The following is a 20,335-nucleotide window of genomic DNA, read 5'->3' as shown; positions in this document are numbered from 1 at the left end:
CGCCCACGCTTGATTACGGGATACCTGCCCATGCACAACCATTACGGCATCAATACCATCACCCTGGGGCTGCTGGCCTGTCTGTCCGCTCCCCTCTGCGCCGCCCTGCCATCGGTCAGCCAGGAGCCGGGCGCCGGTCACGTCTATCTGTTTGAACAGACGCTGCCGGCGTCGATCTCCACCCATAATGCCACGCTACGCATCAGCGATCTGCGCGCCAAAGATGGGCAGCATGCGCTGCAGTGGCGCTATCAGCCCGGCGCCACCCTGACCGTGAAGACCCCGATCAGCTACCGCGACGCCGCCGACAGCGCAACCCCGCTGACCTTTATGGTCTGGGTTTACAACGAGCGGCCCGTCGACGATACGCTCACCTTCCGCTTTGGCCAGGGCGAACGCAGCGACGCCCACTTTCAGGCCGGCCTCAACTTTCAGGGCTGGCGCGGCATCGCCGTCCCCTATCGCGATATGCAGGGTACGCCGAGCGCCGCGATGGATCGTCTGACCATCACCGCGCCGACCCAGGCCGGCACGCTCTATTTTGATCAGCTGATGCCGGCGGTGCCGGTGGATAACCGCTGGCCGCTCCCCGACTATACGACGCCGTTTGCCAATCGCGCGGTCAACGACATGGTCAGCAAAAACTGGAGCGCGCTGCTGATGTATGACGAGATGCTGCGTCAGCGCTTCCCCACCCTCAACTTCGATGTCGCGTTCAGCGACAGCAGCGGTCCGAGCGCCTCGCTGTACCGTCGCTTCGACGATTACCAGGGGATCCGCAGCGACAGCCGCGTCAGCCCCGAACAGATCGAGCAGAACCTTGAGGCCTACCGCCGTCTGGGCATCCGTACGCTGGCGGATGGTACCGTCGGTGGAACCCCGCTCGACCACCCTAACCGCCAACACTTTATGAAGGTGAAGGGGGTCTTCACCCCGCAGACCCTCGATGCCCTCACCGCGGGAAATCCCATTCGCGACGTCGGTAAAACGCTGCTGCAAAGCGCGCGCTACCTGCGCAGCGACAGCCTGACGGCACAGCAGCGCGACGCGCTGCAGCGCCAGTTCCTGGATACCACCCGCTATGTCCTCGATCAGGGCTTCGCCCGCGGCAGCGGCTACCAGATCATCACCCACGTCGGCTATCAGACCCGGGAGCTGTTCGACGCCTGGTTTGTTCAGCGCAACCTGCTGGCCCAGCACCATCTGCTAGCGCCGACGCAGCAGGCCATGATGTGGTACAACGCCACCGGGCGCATCTTTGAACCTGCGGCAGACATTGTGGATGCCAATGTGGACATCCTCAACACCCAGCTACAGTGGATGGTGAAGAGCATTCTGATGCTACCCGATCCCGCCCAGCGCGACGCGCTGCTGGCCCAGACCAGCCAGTGGCTGGCGAAAACCGTATTAAGCTCCAGGGGGGTCGGCGGCGGCTTTAAGCCCGATGGCGCTATCTTCCATCACTCTCAGCACTACCCGGCCTACGCTAAGGATGCCTTCGGCGGACTGGCACCGACGGTCTACGCCATGAGTAGCTCGCCTTTCCGCCTGCCGACGGAGGCGCACCAGCGACTGAAAGAGGTGCTGCTAAAAATGCGCATCTACACCAAAGAGACCCAGATCCCGCTGACCCTCAGCGGCCGGCATCCCACCGGCCTGCACAGCATTACCATTGCGCCGTTTAAGTGGATGGCGCTGGCCGGTACCCCGGACGGCAGTCAGCCGGTCGATCCAGCGCTGGCCGCCGCCTATGCCCGTCTGGCCGGAGAGGCGCAGTTCGCCGCGATCGCCGCCGAGGCCGAGCCCAGCGGCGCCTGGGCGATGAACTATGCGGCGATGGCCATCCAGCGCCGCGCAGGGCAGCAGAGCGACGGCCGATCCTGGCTGGCCATCGCCCGCGGTTTCAGTCGCTATCTGGTGGGTAACGAAAGCTATGAGAAGAACAACCGCTATGGCCGATACCTACAGTATGGTCAGTTGGAGATCATCCCGGCCGATAAGGCACAACAGGGATTCCGCCACGCGGGCTGGGACTGGAACCGCTATCCGGGCACCACGACGGTGATCCTGCCCTATCCTCAACTCAAGGCACAGCTGAACCAGCTGCCGGGGGCGGGCATTGAGGAGATGCTGCTGTCGACGGAAAACTACGCTGGCGCCAACGCGCTGGACGGCAACAGCATGTTTGCGATGAAGCTGCACGGCCACAGCAAGTATGGGCAGGAGAGTCTGCGCGCGAATAAATCCTACTTCCTGTTCGATAACCGCGTGATCGCCCTGGGCTCCGGCATTAGTAACAGCGACAGTCAGCACCCGACAGAGACCACCCTGTTCCAGTTTGCCGTCCCACAGCAGCAGCCGATCGGCGTCAACGGAGAGCGAATCAATCAGCCGGACAGCCTGCGGACGCTGCAGGGCGCGGCCCATCTGGTCGATCCGGCGGGTAACAGCTACTGGCTACCGGCGGGTCAGCAGGTACGGGTCAGCTACCGCCAGCAGCACTCCGTCGACGATCGCAACGATGCGCCGACGCAGGGGCTGTTTGCCGTCGCCAGCCTGCTGCACGGCACCGCGCCGCAGCAGCAGGGATATGAGTATGCCATCGCTATCGATGATCCCGGTGCCAAGGCCCCCGCCTACCGGGTTCTGCAAAAGGACGACACGCTGCACGCCGTCCGCGATCAGAACAGCGGGCAGGAGGGCTACGCCTTCTTCCGCGCCGCCCAGCGCCAGGGCGACGGTCTGCTGCTCGCCGTCGACGCGCCGCTGATGGCCATGCTGGCGCCGGGCGAAGACACCCTGCGCCTGAGCATCGTCAACCCGGATCTGGCGCTGTATCAGGGGGACGATCCCGAACAGCGCGGCGCCGACGGCAAACAGAAAGAGGTCAGCATCTACTCCCGTCCCTGGCGCAGCAGTGAGCCGACGCCCCAGCACGCACAGCTGACGCTGAAAGGGCACTGGCAGCTGGCGCAGCCGGCCAGCGGCGCCAGCCTGATCCGCCAGGGCGATAATACCTTGCTGCGCGTCACCACCCGCGCCGCGCAGCCGCTGGAGCTAACGCTCAACCGCGGCTAACGCCCGCCTATCGGTAAGCGAGGGGCCGCAGCAACGCCGCCCTTCGCCACTCCGGATACGCTTAAATCAAACGGTACCAGGTGAATATATTTTATATATCACTAGCGCAACAATATTTATCAGACTAATCCTCTACCTCCACCGCACTATCCTGACAAAATAGAACTTGCTAAAACCCCCCGTGCGTGAGTTAATGCGATGCTGGTTTGCAGCCATAGGGCAAACATTCCGCATTTATTCGACCTAAGCTCCCGGGGGTCTTCCCGCCGGCCTTCTTCTCTGATGCGCCGTTTACCCGCTAACAGTAGGTTTTATCTGAAAATCAGAGATCAGCGGACATGCTCCCCTCTCCGCGGCGTCACCATGGCTGGAAACAGGCATAATACAAAAGAAGCGTCATAAAACCTGTCAATATATATAGGAAATAGAGGCACATTAATTAAATAGATAGATATCAACACCCAAAGACACAGATAAAAATAACATCAAAAAACCATGGCTGCACCATCCTGCCATCGCGATAAAAATAATAAGCAGTCCAATAGATAAAAATAAGGTTTTCAATGAAAAAGCCGTTTCACTTCCGCCAGGCGTACCTGCATCCCCGCTACCTTAGCCTGTGGCTGGGTATCGGCCTGCTCTACCTGCTGGTACAGATGCCCTACCGCTGGATCTGCGCCCTGGGGCGCTTTCTGGGCCTGTGCGCCATGCGGCTGATGGCCCGGCGCGCCTCCATCGCCCGTCAAAACCTGACGCTATGCTTTCCACAGAAGACGCCGGCGCAGATCGAACACATCGTCCGGGAAAACTTTAAGTCCCTGGGGATCTCACTGTTTGAGCTCGGCATCGCCTGGTTTTGGTCAGATCGCCGCATCCGCCGCTGGTTCGATGTCTCTGGCCTGGAGCATATGCAGGCGGCGCGCGCGAAAGGGAAAGGGGTATTGGTCGTCGGCGTCCACTTTATGTCGCTCGATCTCGGGGGACGGGTCATGGGGCTGTGCAACCCCATGATGGCGGTCTACCGCCCGCATAACAACCCGGTGCTGGAATATCTACAGACCCGCGGGCGCTCGCGCGGCAATAAACAGATGCTGGATCGCAAAAACCTGAAAGGGATCGTCGGAGCGCTGAAAAGCGGCGAGGCGGTCTGGTTCGCCCCCGATCAGGACTACGGCCCGCGCGGCAGCTCCTTTGCGCCATTCTTTGCCGTCAGCAACGCCGCCACCACCAACGGCACCGCCACCCTGGCCCGGCTATCCAACGCCGTGATACTGACCACCGTCCTGATCCGCAAACCCGACGCTCAGGGCTATCAGTTAATTATCGAGCCCGAGCTGGAAGGCTACCCGGCGCACGACATGGTACAGGCCGCCACCTTCATGAACCGCATCGTCGAGCGCGAAATCCTGCGTGCACCAGAGCAGTATCTCTGGCTACACCGCCGCTTTAAGACCCGCCCAGAGGGCATGCCGTCGCTGTATACCCGTTAGACCACACCGCCCACGGCATCGTTTACCCGGCAGTTGATATCTTGATATACCTCCGCTGCCGGGTTAACGAACAGAGACGTCGATCGACTATCGGCACTGGGGCTTAATCCACTATTTTATACAACATAAAATAACAACACGGAATATAATAGAGAAAACCAGACAACAGGAATGTAATAAACTGAAAAAACCAAGCCAACATTAAACCATTTTTTATACTATTGCGCCCTCCAGTTTGACCATCGTCAAATAACCTAACGGTTTATGTCTATCGGTAAATACACGACAAACACATTAACTCATTTTATATATTATACCTTATCCCCCTCAGCGCCGCGGACTAAGCCAAATCAGCAGCCGGCAATAGCGTACTAAGTCAAATGTTAAGCATTTTCCAAAGCACAATGGCCCAACCTCAGGGTTTACAGCATGAGACATCGGTCATAGAATCACTCCCGGAAGATAAAAAGCGTTAAATCCAATCAGTTATAAATTAGTCTGTCGTTCCTTGCGCTGCATCAGGGACGATGCATCATCGTCCTAGAGTGCAAATGCATCAACTTTTATAATCAAACCGGCAGAATAATTCGATTGTCCAACTCCTCTTCCTCCCACTCACCGTCATAGACGGTGAGAGAACTCTTGCGTAACGATATTCCGCCGCGGCATCTCGTGCCGCCATGCGTTTTTTGACAGAGAATGGTATATTAAATGAAATTAAAAACTTCCTGTGCACTGCTAGCGTTATCCTCCTCTTTATTCCTTTCCGGCTGTATGAATAATGCGGACCAATATGCCGCCGATGTTTATAATCCGACGCAGCTGAATCAGAAGCAGGAGAGCAAAACCGTCAATATTATTTCTATTCTGCCTGCCAAGGTTGCTGTAGATAATAAAGAGAACAAAGAGATGGCGCAGACCGTCGGCGCGATCCTGGGCACCGTTGCCGGCGCCGCCGGCGGCTACAACCTGGGGCATGGTTCCAAGGCCGGCGCCGTTGCCGGCGGTGCCGCCGGCGCCGCGACCGGCGCCGCCGCGGGCTCACTGGTCAAAGACAAGGTACTGGTGCACGGCGTCTCCCTGACCTATAAAGAGGGCAGCAAGATCTACACCTCGACTCAGGTTGGCGAAACCTGCCAGTTCCAGCCGGGTGTCGCGCTGGTGATCTCTATGGAGCAAGGGGAAACCCGTATCCAGCCAAACGCGGCCTGCCCGAAAAAGTCATAAGCGGGGTCTAATATGCGCAAGCCATTAATCGCCCTGCTGCTGGCGATACCGACGCTGACCTGCGCCAATCCGCTTTCATCCCAGCTAAACGCGGTCGCCGCCGCCGAACAGCAGGGAGTGAGAGAGGAGGCCAGCAGACAGGCGCAGGAAGAAGCCGCCCGCCAGGCCCACCTACGCCATGAGCAGGCCGTCGCCGCACAGCACCAGCGTGCCGCCGCGCAAGCCCGCCTCAAGCGGGAGCAGCAGCAGCTTGCCGCACAGCGGGAGGCGCATCAGGAACGGATGGCCGATAAGCAGCGCGAGCAGTCCTACCAAGATCAGCTGCGACAGATGGAGCTGGAGAACATGAAAATGGAGATGGACGCGCGCCGCGCGGAGCTGGAGCTGTCCAAAGCCCGTAATCATGCCCGCAGCAAGCTGGTGGATGAAGAGCAGAAAAACCAGATGCAGCTGGATGCGGCTGAACGACGCGCTGAAATCAGCAACAAATCCGCCGTCGGCGACGCCATTCGCAACGAGAGCGAGGGCGATAAGCACCTCAAGGAGCGGATGGGAAGCGGGATTGAGAATGCGGGCAAGGCCGCCGCAGACAAGGCCAGCGGATGGTTTAACTGATCCGCTCTGACGCGATGGGACAGGCGACGGCCTGTCCCTTTTTTTATCTCGTGAAAGCCGCGGGCTATGCCGGGGGACCCGCTCCGGGCCCGAAAAGCAAAAACCCCCGCCGAGGCGAGGGTTTGCAAATCTGGAGCGGGCGAAGGGAATCGAACCCTCGTATAGAGCTTGGGAAGCTCTCGTTCTACCATTGAACTACGCCCGCGATGTGTGAACCATTATAGTCACTTCCCTCGCCGCAGCAAGAGGAAACTGAGCTAAGTGATGAATATTTCAGCAGATATCTTATCAACCCGCCCATGTGCCGTTTTCTTCACCATTTCGGCCGCCGCCTTCCCTCTCCACGGCAGACGTTCTACCCTTTCGCCCCTCTCGCCAGCGCTCTCCCCGGGAGCGCTGGCGAGAGGATGACAGTTGAAACATGCCCTGAAATATCACCTGAAACAGTAATCACAACGTAATTGATCGCCTGAAATAGCCAATAAGTATGTCAGAGAAAACATTTGCAACCGAAAGCTGACACGGCGGGAGATTATCTAAAAATACAGAGCGCAATTTGCATAAGAAAACGGCAGATTACAAATACAACATCATAATATCCAACAGTTTTAATACTTGAGCCATCATTGATAAAAAAGAGGATATTACGATGTCCCTATTCCGCATCAGTATTATTTCTACCGCCGTTCTTTTGACCGTCTCACCGTTTGACGACGCCGTCGCGGCGCCGGCACTCCCTAACGCCGCCGCCGTCCATCGCGGGATCCTGGATGTGCATCTGGGCAACGACAGTAACTGCGCGGGCGGCAGCTATGATATGGCGCTCAGCGCCAGCAGCCGTACCCGCGGCGACGCCGCTACCGCCATCGGCGCCGAGTCCTACTCCGGCGGCGCCAACAGCGTCGCCATCGGTAACGAAAACCGCAGCCAACAGTCTGGGCTGGCCGCCGGGGCCGCCAGCCTGGCGGGACAGCACTCCACGGCGCTCGGCGATGGGGCCCAGGCCACGCCCGATAACGCGATAGCGCTGGGCGACGATGCCCAGGCCAGCGCCAGCTACTCCACCGCCATCGGCGTCAGCGGACGAGCATCCGGGTATAGCAGCATGGCGCTGGGCAACGATAGCCAAGCCTCCTATATGAACAGCGTCGCCCTCGGCGCCAACAGCCAGACCGCGCGCGTCAACAGCGTCTCTATCGGCGCCCCCGGCAGCACGCGTCAGCTCACCCACCTCAGCGCAGGCACGCAGGCGACGGATGCGGTCAACGTCAGCCAGCTACGGGGATATAGCCGTAGCTTAAGCAATACAGAGCGTAACGATATGCAGGCAGCCAATGCGCGCCTCAACCGGTTCGGCCATGCGATAGAAGGACGAGTCAACCGGCTGCAGCAGCAGATGACCGACCAGCATAACGAGAGCAATGGCGGTATCGCCTCCGTCACCGCGATGGCCGATATTCCCTATACCCCCCGGCAGACCGTTAGCGTCGGGGTGGGCGTCGCCAACTATCAGAACGCCAACGCGCTGGCCGTCGGGGCGCAGTACCAGGTAACGCCGCACACCGACATTCGTCTGGCCTCTGCGTGGAACAGCGCCGAAGGGGATGTCGTGGGTGCCGGTATCGCCTATGGCTGGTAACAGGCGAAAACCGGCGTAGATGACAAAAAAAAAGCCCCGGCGATGCCGGGGCTGATACGCGATGAGGACAACGCTTATTTCTGCGGACGCATCGCCGGGAACAGGATCACGTCACGGATGGTGTGGCTGTTGGTGAACAGCATCATCATACGGTCGATACCCACGCCCAGACCGGCGGTCGGCGGCAGGCCGTGCTCCAGCGCGGTCACGTAGTCTTCGTCGTAGAACATGGCTTCGTCGTCGCCGGCATCTTTGGCTTTCACCTGATCCAGGAAACGCTCCGCCTGATCTTCGGCGTCGTTCAGCTCGGAGAAGCCGTTACCGATCTCACGGCCGCCGATGAAGAATTCAAAGCGGTCGGTGATGAACGGGTTCTCGTCGTTACGGCGCGCCAGCGGAGAAACCTCAGCCGGATATTCGGTGATGAAGGTCGGCTGAATCAGCTGGCTCTCTGCCGTTTCATCAAAGATTTCGCACTGTACGCGGCCCAGGCCCCAGCTTTTCTCGATCTTGATGCCCAGGGACTCGGCGATCTTGCAGGCCTTATCCATGTCATCCAGATCGGCAGAGGCGATGTCTGGACGGTAGTGGCAGATGGCCTCTTTCATGCTCATCTTGATGAACGGCTTGCCGAAATCGAAGGTCTGATCGCCGTACTGCACCACACTGCTGCCCAGAACATCCTGGCTGATGGTGCGGAACAGCTCTTCGGTCAGCACAATCAGGTCTTTGTAGTCCGCGTAGGCCATATAGAGTTCCATCATAGTGAACTCGGGGTTATGACGCGGAGAGACGCCTTCGTTACGGAAGTTACGGTTGATTTCGAACACGCGCTCGAAGCCGCCGACCACCAGACGCTTCAGGTACAGCTCCGGCGCGATACGCAGGTACATATCGATGTCCAGCGCATTGTGATGGGTGATGAACGGACGGGCGGAGGCGCCCCCCGGGATCACCTGCATCATCGGGGTTTCGACCTCCATGAAGCCTTTGTTGACCATGAAGTTGCGGATAGCGGCCAGGATCTTGGAGCGAGTACGGAAAGTCTCGCGGGAAGACTCGTTGGCGATCAGGTCCAGATAACGCTGGCGATAGCGGGTTTCCTGGTCAGACAGACCGTGGAATTTGTCCGGCAGCGGGCGCAGGGCCTTAGTCAGCAGATGGATAGAGTGGCAATGAATGGACAGCTCGCCGGTCTGAGTGCGGAACAGAGTACCGCGTGCGCCGATGATGTCACCCAGGTCCCATTTCTTGAACTGTTCGCTGTAAACATCATCTTTCAGATCGTCACGGGCAACATACAGCTGAATACGGCCACCCATATCCTGCAGCGTAACGAAAGAGGCTTTACCCATGATACGGCGGGTCATCATGCGCCCGGCAACGGAAACTTCAACGTTCAGCGCTTCCAGCTCTTCCTTGCTCTTACCGTCATACAGGCTGTGCAGCTTATCGGAGGTGGTGTCGCGGCGGAAATCGTTAGGGAAAGCGATGCCTTCCTTACGCAGAGCCGCCAGTTTCTCGCGGCGAGCCTGCATTTCGTTGTTTAAGTCCAGAGCCTGTTCGGCGCCTTGTTGCTGTTGTTCAGACATAGTGTTTCCTCATAACCCGGCTTTTAAACTTGCCTCAATAAACCTATCCAGGTCGCCATCTAACACGGCCTGTGTATTACGTGTCTCAACGCTAGTACGTAAATCTTTTATGCGGGAGTCATCCAGCACATAAGAACGGATCTGACTACCCCAACCGATATCGGACTTGGTATCTTCCATCTGCTGCCGTTCAGCATTTTTCTTTTGCATCTCAAGTTCATAAAGCTTGGCTTTCATCTGCTTCATGGCCTGATCTTTGTTCTTATGCTGGGAACGGTCGTTCTGGCACTGCGTCACCAGCCCGGTCGGAATGTGGGTAATACGCACGGCGGACTCCGTCTTGTTGACGTGCTGACCACCGGCGCCAGAGGCGCGGTAAACGTCGATACGCAGATCCGCCGGATTGATATCGATATCGATATCGTCATCCACTTCAGGATAAACAAAGGCGGAGCTGAACGACGTATGGCGACGACCGCCCGAGTCAAACGGGCTCTTGCGCACCAGGCGATGCACGCCGGTTTCGGTACGCAGCCAGCCATAGGCATAGTCACCGCTAATTTTGATGGTGGCGGACTTCAGACCGGCCACTTCACCCTCAGATTCTTCGATAATCTCGGTTTTGAAGCCCTTGGATTCAGCCCAGCGCAGATACATACGCAGCAGCATGCTGGCCCAGTCCTGCGCTTCGGTTCCCCCGGAGCCGGCCTGAATATCCAGGTAGCAGTCGGCGCTGTCGTATTCGCCGGAGAACATGCGGCGGAACTCCAGCTGCCCCAACTTCACGTCCAGCAGATCGAGTTCGGCGACGGCCTCGTTAAAGGTCTCTTCGTCGTCGGCCTCTACCGCCAGCTCCAGTAATCCGGATACATCCTCCAGCCCCTGGTGCATTTCATCGATGGTGTTGACGATGGTTTCCAGGGAGGAACGCTCTTTGCCCAGTGCCTGCGCACGCTCCGGTTCATTCCAGACATCCGGCTGTTCCAGCTCGGCGTTTACTTCTTCCAGGCGCTCTTTCTTGGCATCGTAGTCAAAGATACCCCCTCAGAACATCTGTCCGCGCAGACAGGTCCTGAATACGGTGTTTTACCGGATTAATTTCAAACATAGATTGTTATCTTCTTTAAAAGTGCAACGGTCGGGAAACACGGTGCCGTCATACGGCCCCCGGCCAAAAGGACAAACGCAAAGTAACGGGATATCTCGCCATACGCTGGCAAAGGCATAACCTAAATCCCCATCCCATTACCCCTACAGACTATAGCAACTCGTTTGCAGAAATGGCAGACCCTACGCAGAGATCCTGCACTGTTGCTGTAAAATCCGGCACTTAACGCGGAAGTTCAACGAATTTACTAATCTGCGCGCCCCAGTTATTAATTATGCTAATAAACAAGAGGGGTAACTTTCGTTACCCCTCTACAATACATGATTTTGCTGACCCTGCCTCAGCGCGGCCAGAGGTGTTGGATCATTAACTGTACACTGCGATTGCCACGGTACTCATTGATGTCCAGCCGATAGGCCAGCTCCACCTCACGCACGCTGGCGTCCGGCCACAGGGCGGTATCCACATTAAACGCGATGCCGTCCAGCAGCGGGCCACCGCCCAGCGGTTCCAGCATCAGCTTAAGGTGGCGCTCCCCGACCAGACGCTGCTGCAGAATGCGAAACTGACCGTCAAAGGTCGGCTCCGGAAACGCCTGTCCCCAGGGTCCACCGTCGCGCAGCAGCTCCGCCACCGGCAGCGTCAGCTCATCGCTGCTCAGCGCCCCGTCCGACCAAACCACCCCTTCCAGCTGGGCCGGATCGAGCCACTCGCCCACCAGCGCATCAAAGTGATGACGGAAGTCGTCAAAGCGCGCCGCCTCAATGGTCAGCCCCGCCGCCATCGCATGGCCACCAAATTTCTGCATCAGCCCCGGGTATTGGGTGTCCAGACGCTCTAGCGCATCGCGCATGTGCAGCCCCGGCAGCGAGCGCCCCGATCCCTTCAGCAGCCCCTCTCCGGCCGGAGCAAAGGCGATCACCGGACGGTAAAAGCGCTCTTTGATACGCGAGGCCAGAATCCCCACGACACCCTGATGCCATTCGGGATGGTAGAGCGCCAGCCCGTAGGGCAGCTGCGTCAGGGTGCGCTCCAGCCCGGCACAGATCGCCAACGCCTCGCTCTGCATCCCCTGCTCTATCTCGCGGCGCGTCTGGTTTAGCGTATCCAGATCGCAGGCCAGCGCACGCGCCTGCGGCATATCCTCGCTCAGCAGCAGCGCCACCCCCAGCGACATGTCGTCCAGCCGCCCGGCGGCGTTGAGGCGCGGCCCCAGGGCAAAACCGAGATCGCTGGCGCTCAGACGCAGGGCATCGCGCTTGGCTACCTCCAGCAGCGCGCGGATCCCCGGACGACAGCGCCCGGCACGAATACGGTTCAGCCCCTGGTGCACCAGGATACGGTTGTTGGTATCCAGCGCGACCACGTCCGCCACGGTGCCCAGCGCCACCAGATCCAGCAGATCGGCCAGATTGGGCGCAGGGCGCCCCAGACGCTCAAACCAGCCCTGCTCTACCAGATGACGGCGCAGCGCCAGCATCAGGTAGAAGGCGACGCCGACGCCGGCCAGCGACTTGGAGGGAAAATCGCAGTCGGCCAGATTCGGGTTGACGATGGCCTCCGCCGCCGGCAGCGTCTCTCCCGGCAGGTGGTGATCGGTCACCAGCACGCGGATCCCGCGCGCGTGGGCCGCCTCGACCCCCGCGTGCGACGAGACGCCGTTATCCACGGTCATGATCAGCTCCGCCCCCATGGCGGCGGCCTGTTCGACCACCTCCGGGCTAAGGCCGTAGCCATCCTCAAAACGGTTGGGCACCAGATACTGCACGCTATCGCAGCCCATGGCGCGCAACGCCAGAACCGACAGCGCGGTGCTGGTCGCGCCGTCCGCATCAAAGTCACCGACGATCACCAACCGCAGACGCTGCGCCAGTGCCTCCTGCAGCAGCGTCACCGCCCGCTCAATACCGCTCAACTGCTGATACGACAGCAGCCCCTTCACCCCGCGCTCCAGCTCGGCGGCGCTGCGCACGCCGCGGTTACCGTACAGACGGCGCAGCAGCGGCGGTATCTCATCCGGCAGCTGACTCTCCGCCGCCGCCTCTCGCCGGCAAAGCCGTGTCTTCATCGTCAAAACATTAACCTTTCTTCTGGCTCATCTGGGCCTGGGCATCCAGCATCGCCAGCATCTCTTTCGGCCCCTGATAGCCAGGGATCACCATTCCGTTGCTCAGCACGATCGCCGGCGTCCCCTGAATGCCAAACTGCACGCCCAGCTCATAGTGAGACTTGATGTTCACATCACAGGTCGCCGGTGAAATCGTCTCGCCCTTCAGCGCATCGTCGAAGGCCTTGCGGCGATCCGCCATACACCAGATCGACTGCATATCCTTCTCCGCCTTGGAGTCCGGCCCCTGGCGCGGGAAGGCTAGATAGCGCACGGTGATCCCCAGATCGTTGTACTCCTTAATCTGGGCGTGCAGCTTATGGCAGTAGCCGCAGGTGATATCGGTAAAGACGGTGATCACATACTTCTGCTTCGGTGCCTTATAGACGATCATTTCTGGCGCCAGCTTATCCAGGCGCTTCATCAGCAGCTGATTGGTGACGTTTTCCGGCACCGCGCCGCTGACGTCATACATCGGCCCCTGCAGGATATGCTTGCCATCGTCCGTTACATACAGCACGCCGCCCTCGCTGAAGACCGTCTTCAAACCGGCCACCGGCGACGCCTGGATCTGCGCCTGCTGGATCCCCAGCTTTTTCAGGGACTGCTGGATCGCGGCATCATCTGCCCGGGCCAGGCCGCTGACGGATGTCGCCAGTAATGCCAACCAAATCACGCTTTTCTTCATAATGAATTCCTTTGAATTGCCCTCCGCTCAGGCGCGGGGATGATGCTGTTGATGTAGCTGTCTCAGACGCTCTGTCGCTACATGGGTATAAATCTGGGTAGTGGAAAGATCGCTGTGCCCCAAAAGCATCTGTACGACACGTAAATCCGCGCCATGGTTCAACAGATGGGTAGCGAACGCATGGCGCAGCACGTGCGGTGACAGGCGCTCCGCATCGATCCCCGCCAGGACGGCATAGTGCTTAATCCGGTGCCAGAAGGTCTGGCGCGTCATCTGGCGGGCGCGATTGCTGGGAAACAGCGCCGCAACCGTCTGGCCGTTCACCAGCCACGGACGGCCATACTCCAGATAGTACTCAATCCAGTAGATCGCCTCCTCCCCAAGGGGAACCAGGCGCTCTTTGTTGCCTTTGCCGATCACCCGTACTACGCCCTGACGCAGGCTGATATCCTCCTGCGCCAGCCCCACCAGTTCGGACACCCGCAGGCCGGTGGCGTACAGCAGCTCCAGCATCGCCTTATCACGCAGCTCCAGCGGCGTATCGATGGAGGGCGCCTGCAGCAGGGCGCCCACCTGGGCTTCAGAAAGGTCTTTCGGCAGCCGCTGCGGCAGCCTGGGCGAGGCCAACTGCGCGCTCGGATCGTCGCCACGCAGCGTCTCCCGGTACAGATACTGATAGCAGCGGCGCAGCGCGCTGAGCAGACGGGCCGAGCTGGACGCCTTATAGCCCCCGTCCATGCGCTGGGCGAAGAAGTCCTGCAGATCGCCGTGCGCCGCCGTCAGCAGGGTCAGATCGTGACAGGCCAGCCATTCGGCCAGCGTGCGCAGATCCTGACGATAGGAGGCCAGGGTATTCTCCGCCAGATTCTTCTCCAGCCACAGCGCATCCAAAAACTGTTCGATCAGCGCCTGATCCTGTTCGTGCACCCCGACTCCTTAACCCGTAATATCGCTGTATGGTATCCCGCCTGCACGCTACGTGCGGCGCCTTATCGACGGCCAGCCTACAGGATGCGGTCAGTGGTTTCAAATCTGTTACACTGCCCGTATCCGCTTGGGCAATCATGGCAAACGCACAATGAAAATCGGTCTTTTTTATGGCTCCAGCACCTGCTACACCGAGATGGCCGCCGAGAGAATTCGCGACATTCTGGGCGCCGATCTGGTCACCCTGCACAACATCCGCGACACCTCGCCCGCGCGAATGACGGAATACGACATGCTGATCATGGGGATCCCCACCTGGGACTTCGGTGAGCAGCAGGAGGATTGGCAGGCCGCGTGGGACGCGCTGCCGCCGCTGCCGGGAAAAATCGTCGCGCTGTATGGCATGGGCGATCAGCAGGGGTACGGAGAATGGTTTCAGGACGCGCTCGGCATGCTGCACGATCGCCTGCTGACGCTCGGCGCCCGCCCGGTTGGCTACTGGCCGACGGCGGGCTATACGTTCACCGCCTCTCGGGCAACGCTGGACGATGGACGCCTATTTGCCGGCCTTGCGCTGGACGAGGTTAGCCAGTTCGATCTCAGCGAGGCACGGCTCCAGCGCTGGTGCCAGCAGATCATGCTAGAGACGGCCGAGCTGCTGTAGCGACCACGCCAGCGCGGCGATTCGCTATGCGCGATCGTCGCCCGTATCGAGCAGCGCGCGGCGCAGCTGCCCCCACTCTTCTCGGCTCATGCTGTCGGCCGCCAGCCACAGACGGCGGCGGCACGGTACACCATGGGTACTCTGCAGAATCAGCAGCGCCCCCAGATCGCTAACCCAGGGGCGCCGGGCCAGGCGCCACTCGCGCAGCTGCCAGTGCCACACCTGCGGCGCCAGCAGCTGCAGCTCACCGCGGTTACGCGCAATCCGACGCTGGCTGCGGATACACTCAAAGATCACCGCCACCAGCAGAACCAGCCAGAATGCGCTGTAGTTTTCCGGCCAGGGCGCCAGCAGGATCGCCAAAACCAGCGCGCCGTGCCCCAGCAGAAACATCACCTGGGTACGCCAGGAGACGTGAACGTTACAGCGCCAAAGGACCACGTTCTTTATTTCGCGTCTGAATCAGCGTAATCATACGGGCCAGATCAGCGTCGTCCGGCTTACCCTGGTTCATCAGCCATTTAAATAGCTCAGGATCGTCGCAGGCCAGCAGGCGGACAAAGGTCTGTTTATCGGCATCGTTAAGCGCATCATACTCATGTTCAAAGAAAGGCATAATCGCGATATCCAGCTCGCGCATTCCGCGGCGGCACGCCCAGTGAACCCGCGCTTTATTATTGATATCCATGACTCATCCACTCCGACTTCGTTTTCTATTTGGTAACTGACGGGACGCCGGCCCACACGCCGGCATCGCTGGCGGTATCCCGCGCCAATCTGACTCTTATTCTAGCGCGAAAACCCGTTTGATTTAGAAAATCCCTTAACACTCTGTCATATTTTGCCCACGCTGCCACGGATAATATTTGTTATTCGTGCTTTTTTATTCAGGATTTGCAATGTGTTACGCAACACCTCATGCCGAGACCGCCCAGTTTCTGAACGTAACCACATCGAGCGCAATTAACCATTGGCATTGCGGGCGAGCTTTCTTACCATGGTCACTACGTCCGGTATGACCTTACAGGGAACTCTCATGAACCTTAACGCCCCCTTCTCCCCGCAGCCGCCTCTGGCCGCAGAGCACCTTCCCCTGACCCTGATACGGTTGGATGACTGGCTGCCGATCAACGTCAGCGGCCCGGATGCGCCAAGCTACCTACAGGGGCAGCTTACCGCCGACGTGCTGGCGCTGACCGCCACGCAGCATACGCTGTGCGGCCACTGCGACGCCCAAGGCAAGCTGTGGAGCAGCCTGCGCCTGCTGCGCCGCGGCGACGGCTTCACCTATCTGCTGCGCCGCAGCGTGGCCACCCTGCAGACGCTGGAGCTGAAAAAGTATGCGGTATTTGCCAAGGTCAGCATCGCCAGCGATGAGACGGCAGTGCTGCTGGGCGTCGCCGGCGCGCAGGCCAGCGAGGCCCTCGGCACACTCTTCCCGCGGCTGCCGGACGCCGATGCGCCGCTGCTGCAGGCCGGCCGTAGCCATCTGCTCTATATGGCCTGGCCGCAGCCGCGCTACCTGCTGATCTGCGATGATGCGGATGAAGCGGCGCGGCTCCTCACCCCGCTGGCCGCGCGCGCACGCCTGGCGGATAGCGCCCAGTGGCTGGCGCTGGATATCGAAGCCGGGCTCCCGATCATCGATGAGCCCAGCTGCGATCGGTTCCTCCCCCAGGCCGTAAACCTGCAGGCGCTGGGCGGGATCTCGTTTACCAAGGGATGCTACAGCGGCCAGGAGATGGTGGCGCGGGCCAAATACCGCGGCGCCAACCGGCGGGCGCTGTTCTGGCTGCGCGGTAGCGCAGAACGGCTACCGCACGCCAGCGAAGATCTGGAGCTGCGTCTGGGCGACAGCTGGCGGCGCAGCGGTACGGTGCTGGCGGCACAGCGGCTGGCCGACGGCGACATCTACCTGCAGGCGGTGCTGAGCAGCGATCTCCCGGCAGACAGCGTACTACGGGTACGCGACGATGCGCGGAGCCAGCTCGCGCTGTCGCCCCTGCCCTATCGCATCGCGGATCAACCGGAATAGCCTCCATCGCGCCCGACACAGCCGACGCCCGCGGTCGGGCGTCACTCTCCCCGGGCGTGGGCGGCGGCCTGTAAAAATAGCCCGTGCTCCGGCCGAATGCCGGTATACAGGACAAACTGCTCCACCGCCTGGATGGCGAACACCTCGGCCCCGGTGATCACCGTTTTGCCCGCCGCCCGCGCCGCCTGAACCAGCGGCGTCGCTATCGGTATGGCCACCACCTCAAACACCGCGCGGGCCTGCGCGATAAGCGCGGGATGAAATGACAGCGCGCTGGCAAACTCGCCGCCGAGCATCCCCACCGGCGTGGCGTTGATCAGCAGCTCGGCCGGCGCCTGCACCGGCAGCTCTCGGTACCAGGTATAGCCATACTGCGCGGCCAGACGCTGACCGGACTCGGCGTTTTTCGCCACGATATAGCCACGGGTAAACCCCGCGTCCCGCAGCGCGCAGGCGACCGCCTTGGCCATGCCGCCGCTGCCGTGCAGGGCAAAGCACATGGTGGGATCGAGCGCATACTGGCGCAGCAGCTGGGCGATGGCGATATAATCGGTGTTATAGGCCTTCAGCCAGCCCTCCGTATTGACGAGGGTATTCACCGATCCGATCCCGGCGGCCGAGGCATCCATCTCATCCACCAGCGGGATCACCGCCTCCTTAAACGGCATGGAGATAGCGCAGCCGCGGATACCCAGCGCCCTGACGCCGCCGATAGCGGCGACGATATCGCAGGTGGTGAAGGCCTTATACAGATAATCCAGATCCAGCGCGTCATACAGGTAGTTATGAAAGCGGGTGCCAAAGTTTCCCGGGCGCGCCGCCAGCGACATGCACAGTTGGGTATCCTTGCTGAGGTGTCGGGTCATGATAGCTCCTTAGGCCAGAAAGTTCGCCGCACAATCCCGACATCATGGCGTAAAACGCGGCACAGAAAAACAGCTCGTTTTCCTGCGCGCCTTCCTCTTTTTAGCCATGAAAAAGGCCCCGTCGCAGCGGGGCCCTGATGCAGACATGGCGTGGGATTAGAAGTTGTACCCCACCACCAGGTAGTAACCCCAGCCGGTCGGATGCAGATCTTCACCCAGCGCGGCACCCTCTTTCCACTGGCCGCCGTTATGGAAGTAACGAGCCACCACGGAGTAGTGCCAGTGGGTGTAGTTCAGCGCCAAAATATGGCTGGAGGCGATGGAGTTATTGGAGCGCAGCTGATTGCCGTTGCTGCCGACCCCGGACTTGTCGCCCAGACGGGAGCCGAAGTCAAAGTTGGTGAAACCGATATAGTTCAGGTTGCCGCCCCACAGCTCGGTCAACGGCACGAAGTACTTCACCTTCACGCGGTAGCCGTCCCAGCTATTCTCGTTGGCTGCACCGTAGTTTTCCCACTGGTACTTGCCGTACACGTTCAGCGACAGGCCCATCGGCAGACCGGTATCAATGTCGGTCCCCAGACCCATATACCAGGTATTCTGGCGGCTATCGCTGTTACGCCCCATGTCAAAGACATAGTCGTTAGCGAAGTACCACTCTTTGAACGGACCGAAGCCCAGGTTCAAGCCGGTCAGCTTATCGATAGAGAAGCGCGGCTCGATCTCCATAAACAGCGGGGAGCCTTTATCCCAGATCCCCTTATCGACCGTGTTGCCGGCGCCGAAGAACTTCGGTACGTCAACATAGCCATAAAAATCGAGCCAGTCCTTCTTGGCAAAGGCTTCGTACTCCAGGTACACATCATTGGTACGGAACGGCCCAAAGCGAGTATGGTAGCTACCCACCACGTTCACGCTCTGATGCCACCAGTCGGAAAGATACTCGCCGTTATTGTCCGCCGCCGTTGCCGTGACGCTGGTGGAGAGACAGGACAGCAGAGCGCCCGCAGCTAAAATTGTTTTTTTCATATGAGTGCCACTTACCTTAAAAAGCTCCCCGCGCAGAGGGAGACAACGACAACATGTCAACATCGCCACAAATCAGCCATCACTCGCGCGAACGCCCGCTCGTTGGCCTGGCGCATTATAGAAATAAACGGATACAGAAAACTGTGATCAAGTAAGAGTTTTTTAAAAAGCGTAATCGATTGCGTTCACGATTGCGGAGAAAAACGACGCAGGAATAATACATTAATTGAGATTCTCATCAAATTAATGAGTTGGACGTTTTCCGTGCAGAAGATCTCTTTTTTGTTTAAAAATCAGTTTAATAAATTCAACAAGATAGCCATAACCCCCGACAATCCCCCGCGCAGCGGCAAAAAGTGGCCCTGACGGCGGCGATCCGCTGTTGTAAAAGTAATAATCACGGTGACTATTTGTGATTTTAAGCACATCAACTCTCATTATATGGCCGCGCGCCGCGCCGCTTTTTTAGCGTACACGTGTACACTGGAATCATTCTCAGCTACTCTAGGTCGTTCCGTCGCTGGCGGAATGACCTGGAGCTGGGAGGCATGTCCCCGGCTTACCTAAGTCCGACGTGGATCGGGCTTCGCTGCGTGAGATCATACGATGATGACAACCGCTTCCCCGCTGCAACCGGGGTACTCTCTGACCGAAGAGATCGCCAATAGCATCAGCCACGGCATCGGTTTTATTCTGGGGATCGTCGGGCTGGTTCTGCTGCTGGTACAGGCCGTCGGCAGCGGCGCCAGCGCGATGGCCATTACCAGCTACAGCCTGTACGGCGGCAGCATGATCCTGCTGTTTCTGGCCTCGACCCTCTACCACGCCATCCCTAACCGGGCGGCCAAGCGCTGGCTGAAAGTTTTTGACCACTGCGCCATCTATCTGCTGATCGCCGGAACCTATACCCCCTTTTTACTGATCGGGCTGGATTCACCGCTGGCGCGCGGGCTGATGGCGGTAATTTGGACGCTGGCGCTGCTGGGGATCCTGTTTAAGCTGGCCTTCGCCCACCGCTTTAAGATCGTCTCGCTGATCACCTATCTGACCATGGGCTGGCTCTCGCTAATCGTGATTTATCAGCTGGCGATGCGCCTCTCCGGCGCGGGGATCGCGCTGCTGGCGCTGGGGGGATCGTGTATACCCTGGGGGTTATCTTCTACGTCTGCCGGCGCATTCCCTACAATCATGCCATCTGGCATGCCTTTGTCCTCGGCGGCAGCGCCTGTCACTTCTTCGCTATCTATCTGTACCTCTAAGTAAAACGGCG

The 20,335-nt window shown here is 59.4% G+C and carries 16 protein-coding genes, 1 tRNA gene and 1 pseudogene; 8 read left to right on the top strand and 10 right to left on the bottom strand.

Annotated elements, in window-relative coordinates:
• The first annotated feature begins 30 nt into the window (after positions 1-30).
• From QY76_RS05715 to QY76_RS05700, 4 genes are all read left to right on the top strand, one after another.
• Entirely contained in the window at positions 31-3,078 is a 3,048-nt protein-coding gene (locus QY76_RS05715; RefSeq protein ID WP_045426739.1) for a chondroitinase family polysaccharide lyase, read from the top strand.
• Between the two features lie 563 nt (positions 3,079-3,641).
• The gene (gene lpxL / locus QY76_RS05710; RefSeq protein WP_034164680.1) at positions 3,642-4,568 is read left to right on the top strand and encodes an LpxL/LpxP family Kdo(2)-lipid IV(A) lauroyl/palmitoleoyl acyltransferase; all 927 of its coding nucleotides are present in this window, start codon (positions 3,642-3,644) and stop codon (positions 4,566-4,568) included.
• Between the two features lie 711 nt (positions 4,569-5,279).
• A complete protein-coding gene (locus tag QY76_RS05705) occupies positions 5,280-5,795 on the top strand; it encodes a hypothetical protein (protein WP_034164681.1) in 516 nt (171 codons plus the stop codon).
• 12 nt (positions 5,796-5,807) lie between these two features.
• Complete coding sequence (locus QY76_RS05700) at positions 5,808-6,410, top strand: DUF5384 family protein (protein WP_034164682.1); 603 nt, start codon at positions 5,808-5,810, stop codon at positions 6,408-6,410.
• Positions 6,411-6,541: 131 nt separating this feature from the next.
• Here QY76_RS05700 and QY76_RS05695 read toward each other — a convergent pair.
• Positions 6,542-6,615 (bottom strand) — tRNA-Gly (locus QY76_RS05695).
• A 444-nt stretch (positions 6,616-7,059) separates the two neighbouring features.
• Between QY76_RS05695 and QY76_RS05690 the strand changes: the two genes are divergently transcribed.
• Positions 7,060-8,049, top strand: coding sequence for a YadA-like family protein (locus QY76_RS05690; RefSeq protein WP_045426735.1), 990 nt, complete (start codon positions 7,060-7,062; stop codon positions 8,047-8,049).
• A 74-nt stretch (positions 8,050-8,123) separates the two neighbouring features.
• Here the strand turns inward: QY76_RS05690 and lysS are convergent, their stop codons facing one another.
• From lysS to xerD, 5 genes are all read right to left on the bottom strand, one after another.
• Complete coding sequence (gene lysS / locus QY76_RS05685) at positions 8,124-9,641, bottom strand: lysine--tRNA ligase (protein WP_034164683.1); 1,518 nt, start codon at positions 9,639-9,641, stop codon at positions 8,124-8,126.
• Positions 9,642-9,650: 9 nt separating this feature from the next.
• Positions 9,651-10,749 (bottom strand): peptide chain release factor 2 gene (prfB, locus tag QY76_RS05680; protein WP_107775223.1). Its coding sequence is split into 2 segments (ribosomal slippage): positions 9,651-10,673 and positions 10,675-10,749, totalling 1,098 coding nucleotides; the frame shifts between segments, so codons are not numbered across the junction.
• A 340-nt stretch (positions 10,750-11,089) separates the two neighbouring features.
• Complete coding sequence (gene recJ, locus QY76_RS05670; protein ID WP_034164685.1) at positions 11,090-12,823, bottom strand: single-stranded-DNA-specific exonuclease RecJ; 1,734 nt, start codon at positions 12,821-12,823, stop codon at positions 11,090-11,092.
• 4 nt (positions 12,824-12,827) lie between these two features.
• Positions 12,828-13,544, bottom strand: coding sequence for a bifunctional protein-disulfide isomerase/oxidoreductase DsbC (gene dsbC, locus QY76_RS05665; protein ID WP_045426732.1), 717 nt, complete (start codon positions 13,542-13,544; stop codon positions 12,828-12,830).
• A 27-nt stretch (positions 13,545-13,571) separates the two neighbouring features.
• Complete coding sequence (gene xerD / locus QY76_RS05660) at positions 13,572-14,471, bottom strand: site-specific tyrosine recombinase XerD (protein WP_034164688.1); 900 nt, start codon at positions 14,469-14,471, stop codon at positions 13,572-13,574.
• Between the two features lie 151 nt (positions 14,472-14,622).
• Between xerD and fldB the strand changes: the two genes are divergently transcribed.
• Positions 14,623-15,135, top strand: coding sequence for a flavodoxin FldB (fldB, locus tag QY76_RS05655; RefSeq protein ID WP_034164689.1), 513 nt, complete (start codon positions 14,623-14,625; stop codon positions 15,133-15,135).
• Between the two features lie 24 nt (positions 15,136-15,159).
• Here fldB and QY76_RS05650 read toward each other — a convergent pair whose 3' ends face one another.
• Together QY76_RS05650 and sdhE are read right to left on the bottom strand one after the other, a co-directional pair.
• Positions 15,160-15,576 carry a protein YgfX gene (locus QY76_RS05650; RefSeq protein WP_071844118.1) on the bottom strand — a complete coding sequence of 139 codons (417 nt, stop codon included), beginning with the start codon at positions 15,574-15,576 and terminating at the stop codon, positions 15,160-15,162.
• Positions 15,557-15,823, bottom strand: a complete 267-nt coding sequence (sdhE, locus tag QY76_RS05645) for an FAD assembly factor SdhE (RefSeq protein WP_012849755.1) — start codon at positions 15,821-15,823, stop codon at positions 15,557-15,559. Before sdhE ends, QY76_RS05650 begins: the two co-directional genes overlap by 20 nt.
• Positions 15,824-16,171: 348 nt before the next feature.
• Between sdhE and ygfZ the strand changes: the two genes are divergently transcribed.
• Positions 16,172-17,170: a tRNA-modifying protein YgfZ gene (gene ygfZ, locus QY76_RS05640; RefSeq protein WP_034164692.1), complete on the top strand. Its 999-nt coding sequence runs from the start codon at positions 16,172-16,174 to the stop codon at positions 17,168-17,170.
• A gap of 41 nt (positions 17,171-17,211) precedes the next feature.
• Here the strand turns inward: ygfZ and QY76_RS05635 are convergent, their stop codons facing one another.
• Together QY76_RS05635 and QY76_RS05630 are read right to left on the bottom strand one after the other, a co-directional pair.
• Complete coding sequence (locus tag QY76_RS05635; protein ID WP_034164693.1) at positions 17,212-18,036, bottom strand: shikimate 5-dehydrogenase; 825 nt, start codon at positions 18,034-18,036, stop codon at positions 17,212-17,214.
• 156 nt (positions 18,037-18,192) lie between these two features.
• Positions 18,193-19,065 carry a nucleoside-specific channel-forming protein Tsx gene (locus QY76_RS05630; RefSeq protein ID WP_034164695.1) on the bottom strand — a complete coding sequence of 291 codons (873 nt, stop codon included), beginning with the start codon at positions 19,063-19,065 and terminating at the stop codon, positions 18,193-18,195.
• Between the two features lie 609 nt (positions 19,066-19,674).
• On the opposite strand from QY76_RS05630, the pseudogene QY76_RS05625 reads away from it, so the two are divergent.
• A pseudogene (locus QY76_RS05625) lies at positions 19,675-20,324 on the top strand (hemolysin III family protein).
• Positions 20,325-20,335: the final 11 nt, after the last annotated feature.

The organism is Edwardsiella sp. EA181011, assembly GCF_000800725.1.
In the GTDB taxonomy this organism is placed as follows: domain Bacteria; phylum Pseudomonadota; class Gammaproteobacteria; order Enterobacterales; family Enterobacteriaceae; genus Edwardsiella; species Edwardsiella anguillarum.
This window is presented reverse-complemented; position numbering and strand designations above follow the sequence as displayed.

Coding starts and splice junctions, on each gene's coding strand:
- sdhE (WP_012849755.1), bottom strand. CDS start 15,823: ATGGATATCAATAATAAAGCGCGGGTTCACTGGGCGTGCCGCCGCGGA.
- dsbC (WP_045426732.1), bottom strand. CDS start 13,544: ATGAAGAAAAGCGTGATTTGGTTGGCATTACTGGCGACATCCGTCAGC.
- QY76_RS05700 (WP_034164682.1), top strand. CDS start 5,808: ATGCGCAAGCCATTAATCGCCCTGCTGCTGGCGATACCGACGCTGACC.
- fldB (WP_034164689.1), top strand. CDS start 14,623: ATGAAAATCGGTCTTTTTTATGGCTCCAGCACCTGCTACACCGAGATG.
- QY76_RS05715 (WP_045426739.1), top strand. CDS start 31: ATGCACAACCATTACGGCATCAATACCATCACCCTGGGGCTGCTGGCC.
- QY76_RS05635 (WP_034164693.1), bottom strand. CDS start 18,036: ATGACCCGACACCTCAGCAAGGATACCCAACTGTGCATGTCGCTGGCG.
- lpxL (WP_034164680.1), top strand. CDS start 3,642: ATGAAAAAGCCGTTTCACTTCCGCCAGGCGTACCTGCATCCCCGCTAC.
- QY76_RS05690 (WP_045426735.1), top strand. CDS start 7,060: ATGTCCCTATTCCGCATCAGTATTATTTCTACCGCCGTTCTTTTGACC.
- QY76_RS05705 (WP_034164681.1), top strand. CDS start 5,280: ATGAAATTAAAAACTTCCTGTGCACTGCTAGCGTTATCCTCCTCTTTA.
- QY76_RS05630 (WP_034164695.1), bottom strand. CDS start 19,065: ATGAAAAAAACAATTTTAGCTGCGGGCGCTCTGCTGTCCTGTCTCTCC.
- lysS (WP_034164683.1), bottom strand. CDS start 9,641: ATGTCTGAACAACAGCAACAAGGCGCCGAACAGGCTCTGGACTTAAAC.
- ygfZ (WP_034164692.1), top strand. CDS start 16,172: ATGAACCTTAACGCCCCCTTCTCCCCGCAGCCGCCTCTGGCCGCAGAG.